The organism is Streptomyces sp. NPDC001515 (assembly GCF_053597115.1).
In genome coordinates this window covers 206,444-212,488 of the sequence record NZ_JBSFHN010000013.1, presented here as the reverse complement: position 1 = coordinate 212,488, position 6,045 = coordinate 206,444, and the positions used below count along the sequence as shown (strand labels likewise).

The 6,045-nt window shown below is 70.9% G+C and carries 5 protein-coding genes; 3 read left to right on the top strand and 2 right to left on the bottom strand.

What is annotated here, in order from left to right:
• Positions 1–1,389, bottom strand: a 1,389-nt coding sequence (locus tag ACWCXC_RS16345) for a condensation domain-containing protein (protein ID WP_450889338.1), incomplete at its 3' end; no start/stop codon positions are given.
• 325 nt (positions 1,390–1,714) lie between these two features.
• On the opposite strand from ACWCXC_RS16345, the gene ACWCXC_RS16340 reads away from it, so the two are divergent.
• Entirely contained in the window at positions 1,715–2,905 is a 1,191-nt protein-coding gene (locus ACWCXC_RS16340) for a cytochrome P450 (RefSeq protein ID WP_450889336.1), read from the top strand.
• A 67-nt stretch (positions 2,906–2,972) separates the two neighbouring features.
• Here the strand turns inward: ACWCXC_RS16340 and ACWCXC_RS16335 are convergent, their stop codons facing one another.
• Entirely contained in the window at positions 2,973–3,986 is a 1,014-nt protein-coding gene (locus tag ACWCXC_RS16335; protein ID WP_450683222.1) for a TauD/TfdA family dioxygenase, read from the bottom strand.
• Positions 3,987–4,444: 458 nt separating this feature from the next.
• Here ACWCXC_RS16335 and ACWCXC_RS16330 point away from each other — a divergent pair, with 458 nt between their 5' ends.
• Both ACWCXC_RS16330 and ACWCXC_RS16325 read left to right on the top strand, forming a co-directional pair.
• Positions 4,445–5,245, top strand: a complete 801-nt coding sequence (locus ACWCXC_RS16330; RefSeq protein WP_450889333.1) for an alpha/beta fold hydrolase — start codon at positions 4,445–4,447, stop codon at positions 5,243–5,245.
• A 63-nt stretch (positions 5,246–5,308) separates the two neighbouring features.
• Entirely contained in the window at positions 5,309–5,953 is a 645-nt protein-coding gene (locus ACWCXC_RS16325; RefSeq protein WP_450683220.1) for a GNAT family N-acetyltransferase, read from the top strand.
• Positions 5,954–6,045: the final 92 nt, after the last annotated feature.

Genomic DNA, 6,045 nt, shown 5'->3' with positions numbered 1-6,045 from the left:
CGCATCGAACAACTCCACCAACGAACCCGAAACCGACCCCGACGCCGTCTCGTTCCACCCCACCACCACCCGCTCACGCTCCCCCTCATCGAGGAGGTCGGCATGGGCGGCGAGGGCGGTGGGTTCGGCGTGGGCCAGCCAGGTGGCGACGTTGAGGTAGTGGCGTGAGACGGCGGCGGCCTCGTCGAGGTCGTGGGCGTCGGGGTTGGCGTCGACGTTGATCTGCATGCCGCCGCGGTCGTAGACGTCGATGCGGAGGTTGTCGACGGGGCCGGTGGACAGGTTGTGGGTGACGGTGCGGCAGGTGCCGAAGCGGAGGTCGTAGTCGAAGGCCATCACGTTGATGTGGAGGCCGCACAGGTCACCGTCGGTGATCTGGAGGTCGCCGAGCATGTCGCGGTAGCGGTAGCGCTGGTGCTTCATGCCCTCGCGGACGGCGCGGGAGGTCTGGCGTACGAGCTCCTCGACCGTGGTCTTGGGGCCGATGCTCAGGCGCAGGGGCAGGATGTTGGAGGTCATGCCGGGGACGGCGAGCGTGCGGCGGTCGCCTCGAGCGCGTACGGGCAGGCCGACGGTGATCTCCCGCTCGCCGCTGACCCGGTGCTGGTAGAGCGCGGCGGCGGCGATCATGAGGCCGGGGAAGCTCGTTCTGAGGCGGCGGGCGCCGCGCTTGAGGCTGTCGGCCGCGTCGGTGTCGATGCCGTCGGTGTGCCGCAGCGGGGCGTGCTGGGCGCGGCGGGACTTGTGGGCGTCGCCTCCGGCGAGGGCGGGGTGGCCGGCGAGGCGGTCGAGCCAGTAGAGCCGGTCCTCGTCGTACTGCGCGGAGCCGCGGTAGGCGCGGTCGTCCTCGTGGAGGACGGAGAAGGGGGCGAGCGCGCCTTCGGCGGGGTCGCGGCCTTCGAGGAGAGCGGCATAGATCTCCGCGCCTCGGGCGGCGGCGACGACGCCGCTCTGGCCGTCGAAGACGAGATGGTGGACGCGGATGTACCAGTAGTGGAGTTCCTCGTCCAGCGTGATGATGGCGGCGTTGTAGAGCGCTCCGCCGTCGAGTTCGGCGGGGCGGCGCAGGTCGGCGTCCATCCAGGCGCGGGCGGCGGCGCGGGGGTCCTTCTCGCCGCTGACGTCGACGACCTCGACGGGGTAGTCGGCCGCGTCGTGGAGGTACTGGACGGGGGTGCCGTCGACGGTCTTCAGGCGCAGGCGCACCGTCTCGGTCTCGCGGATCCGCAGTTCGGCCGCGCGCACGAGCAGGGCGTGGTCGACGGGTCCGTGGATCTCGATGTACTCGGCGAGAAGGAATGACCGGTTTTCGGGGGCGAGCTGCTGTGCATACCAGATGCCGAGCTGTCCACCCATCAATTCGATGAACTCGCCCTCGTTCTTGGCCATGCCACGCACTCCAATCGTTTGGATCGTCGACTGGAACAGCACGGGCTGCCTCAACCGGGGCACGCGCATGACCGCCCAGCTCCTGTTGAACAAAGCTGCGACCTGAGAATTCGTCTTCATCGAGCACTGGCGCGGCGACCCACTATGACCGAGCCACGATGACGGATCAACGTGCGTCGAGGGTGCGTTCAACTGTGCGAGAAAGGCAGTTGAACGGCTGCTTCACAGGTCAGGGGCGAATCTTGACGGGGCGTGAAGGCTTTTGGGACGGTGAATGGCGCCTATGGCTTCTCTCCCCTTCCCGATTTCCCTGCGAGGCACCCGTATGCCCGATTCAGCGCCGCACATCGATCTGGTGGATCCGGAACTCTATTCCCGTGGTGATCCCTTTTCGCAATGGTCCTGGCTGCGTGCCAACGATCCGGTGCACTGGCACCGGCCGGGTGAGCTTCCGGGTTTCTGGTCCCTGACGCGTTACAAGGACATCCGTACGGCATACCGGGACGCGGAGACGTTCAGTTCGGCGCAGGGGATCCTGCTGCGGCCGGCCGAGCACGGGGCGGACCCGGGCGGCGGGCGGACGCTGGCCCTCACCGACGCCCCCCGGCACAAGCAGCTGCGGGGCCTGGTCGACGGCTGGTTCGCCGTGCGCTCGGTCCGCGCCCTGGAGGCGGAGATGGCGTCGATCGCCGAGGGGGTGGTCGAGGCGGCGCTGGAGCGGGGCACGTGTGACTTCGTCGCCGATGTCGCGGCCCGGATCCCGCTCTACGTGATCTGCCGGATGATGGGGGTGCCCGAGTCGGACTGGGAGCGCCTGTACGACCTGACGAGCCAGGCATTCGCGGCGGGCGATCCGCTCGCCCGGCGCTTCGCGCACCTGGACATCCTGGGCTATTTCGAGGCCCTGCAGGCCGACAAGGCCCGCAACCCGGGCGACGACCTGGTGAGCGTCCTGGCGACGGCGGTGGTGGACGGTGAGCGGCTGAGTCCCGACGACGTGATCCTGAACTGCGACAACCTGCTGGTCGGAGGTACGGAGAACACCCGCATCGCCGCCGCCGGGGGGATGCTCGCGCTCCTGGAGCACCCGGAGCAGTGGAGTGCGGTGCGCGAGGATCCGTCGCTGCTGCCGTCCGCGGTCGAGGAGGTGCTGCGCTGGACGTCGACGGCCACGCACATCATGCGGACGGCCGTGCGGCCGGTGCGGATCCACGACCGGCGGATCGAGGCAGGCGACAAGGTGGTGTTCTGGCTGCCGTCGGCGAACCGGGACGAGACGGTGTTCGACGCTCCGGACGTGTTCGACGTGCGGCGCTCCCCCAACCGTCATCTCTCGCTGGGGTTCGGTGAGCACTTCTGCCTGGGGAGCATGCTGGCCCGGGTGGAACTGCGGCTTCTGTACGGCGAGTTGGTGAAGCGGGGCGTGCGCGTCGAGCTGGACGGCGAGCCGAAGCTGCTGGATTCGATCGTCGTGAACGGTCCCGAGCTGCTGCCGGTGCGTCTGAAGGCTTCCTGAACCGTGTACGCGAGCGGGGCGCCCATCGTTGAGGTGGGCGCCCCGCTCGCGTGTGTGTGTGCGCGGGTCAGCCGGACATGGCGACCAGGACCCTGCGGTCGCCGGTGTAGGGGCGCCGGCCGTGGGCGGTGGCGACGTTGTCGATGACCATGAAGTCGCCCCTGCGCCAGTCCACGTCGACGGCCGTCTCCAGGCCCCGGTCGTGGATGTGGAGGATGTAGGCGTCGGGGATGGGGCTGCCGTCGGCGAAGGTGACGGACTGGGGCAGTTCCTCGGGGGGCAGGATCTGTGCCAGTTCGCGGGCGGTCTCGTCGCCGAGGGCGGCGGGGTGGAAGTGGTCGGCCTGGTTGAACCAGACCTCGGTGCCGGTGACGGGGTGCCGGACGGTGGCGGGACGGACGGGGCTGGTCATGCGCAGGCCGCCGTCGGCGTCCCAGTGCCAGGTGAACTCCCCCGCCGTCAGGAACGCTTCGACCTCGTCGCGGTCCTCGGTCTCGAACGTCTGGCGCCAGCCGCGGCCGAGGCCCATCCCGTCGTGCAGGTTCTGGGTGTAGCGGATGCCGCCGGCGAAGGCCTCGCGGACCTCGGCGTCGAGGGCGGCGAGCCAGCGCGCGCCGTCGGCGACGGGGGTGGCGCCACCGCCGCCGGGGGTGAGGGCGCAGTAGAAGAAGAGCCGCTCGGGCCACCGGTGGCTGTACGACAGTTCGCTGTGCATCGCGATCGTCATGTGCTGGGGGTACTCGGTCGACGTGTAGAGGTTGCCGCCGAGCTGCGTACGGGGCGACGTGCCGTGCAGGTAGCCGAGCCGGTTGGGCAGCAGCAGGTCCATCACCGTCTCGACGTCCTCTTCGGGCACGTCGAAGTCCCGGAAGACCAGCGCCTTCTCGCGGGCGAGGAGGTCTCCGGCGTCCCCGAGGGCCGCCAGCCTCTCGCGTACGCCCTCGGCGCCGGTCGGACCGCCCTCGGGGCGGATGACGAGCGGGCTCCAGGCGGTGCCGGCGACGGGTGTGTCCGTGACGGGTGTGCCGGGTTCGGCTGTGCCGGTGGCGGGGGTGCTGGTGATCGTGGTGGCGTCGCTCATGGCTGGGCTCCTCGGCTCCTGACTCGATACGCGTGACCGGGCGTCGTCGGGGCGGTGGGGCGAGCCGTGCTCCCGGGCCCCGCCGAGCGGGGGACTCTCGAAGGCGGGGCCGGGAGCCTCGCGGGGCCACGGCCCCGGCTCCGGCCACTGTGGGCTGCCCGACGGGCACGGCCGGACGCCCACTATGACCGCGCCCCACCGGTACGGGTCAACGCGCTGTTCAACCGCGCGGCCGTCTTCGTTGAACGGCGTTGATCGGCGGGTCGTGGCGGTGTCATGGTGGACCGTCCGGCACGGCCGGGGGCCGTGGCCCAGGGTGGCCGCCCCGCTGTGGCCGGCGCCGTGCGCGCGGTGTGCGGCACGGCCGCGCCGCCTCTTGTGCCCGCTGACTGCGACGACTTCGTCCCGGACAACCTGGAGTTCCCCTTGCGCACCGAGACTGTGACCGGAGGCATGTCATGCCGTATGTGACCTCCAACGGGATCCGGCTCTCCTACCAGCGTCAGGGCAGCGGCGAGCCGGTGCTGCTCATCATGGGTTCGGGCGCCGCCGGGCACGTGTGGACGACGCACCAGACGCCCGCGATCAACGCGGCCGGCTACGAGACGGTGATCTTCGACAACCGGGGCATCGGCGCCTCCGACGCGCCCGAGGGCATGTACGCGCTGGCCGACATGGTGGCCGACACCAAGGGCCTGATCGAGGCCCTGGGGATCGGCCCCTGCCGGATCGTGGGTACGTCGATGGGCGCGATGATCGCGCAGGAACTGGCGGCGCACCACCCGCACCTGGTGCGTTCGGCTGTGCTCATCGCCACCCGGGCGCGTTCGGACGCGACGCGGCTCGCGCTGATGGAGGCGGATCTCGCGCTGCGGGAGAGCGGGGTGCGGCTGCCGCCGAAGTACGAGGCGATGCGGACCGTCCTGGAGATGCTCTCCCCCGCCACGCTCAACGACGACACGTCGGCGCGGAGCTGGCTGGAGATCTTCGAGCTGACCGGTGGTGGCAACGGCGGTGGCGGACAGGCCGGTGTCGACCGGGCCGGCGACCGGCGCGAGGTGCTGCGTTCCCTCACGGTCCCGTGCCGCACGATCGCCTTCTCGGACGACCTCATCTGCCCGCCGCATCTGGTGGCCGAGGTCGCGGACGCGATTCCCGGATGCGACCACGTGGAGATCGCGGACTGCGGGCACCTGGGGAACCTGGAGCGTCCGGCGGCCGTGAACGACGCGATCATCGAGTTCCTCGACAAACACTGACCCGGGCGCGCCGCCCCCGCGCCGCCCCTCCTTCCTCTTCCGCCCCTCACGTAAGGCCGCGCCATGAACCAGCCTGAGCACGTCGATCCGGGTCCCGAGGCGAAGATCGTCCGGCAGGACGTCACGACGTGGACGCTGCGGATGTCCTCTCCCGAGCAGCTGCGGCCGGTCCGGTCGGCGACCGAGATGCGGGTGGAGCGCTCGGAGGTGCCGTCGGTCGATCTGAGCCGGGCCCTGTACGCGGCCGTCGGGTCCCCTGTGTGCTGGACGGACCGCTTCTCGTGGAGCCATGAGACGTGGCGCGCGTGGGTGCACCGGCCGTCGATGGCGACGTGGATCGCGACGGTGCGGGGCACGGTGGCGGGCTTCTTCGAGCTGGAGGCGCAGCCGGACGGCGGGGTGGAGGTGGTGCTGTTCGGGCTGCTGCCCCAGTTCTACGGGCGCGGCCTGGGCGGCGCGCTGCTGACGGCCTGCGTGGAGCGGGCGTGGCGCGCCGGTGAGGAGTGGGGCGGGCCCGAGGCCCTTCCGGCTCGGTACGTGTATCTGCGGACGAGCACGCTGGATCACCGGCATGCCGTGCGGAACTATCTCGCGCGGGGTTTCGAGACGGCGGAGGCGCGGACCGACGCCAAGCCGATCCCCGATCCGCGGATGGCTCCGTGGCCGCTGGCCCGGGATCCGCGGGAGGTGCCGGCGGGCGATTTCTAGGGCCTGTCCGGCACGCCCGGCAGACGGGCGTTTCCTCGGCCTGTCCGGGCGGTAGCGGACCGTTCGGGCTCCCGGGTGCCGGAGACGGCGGT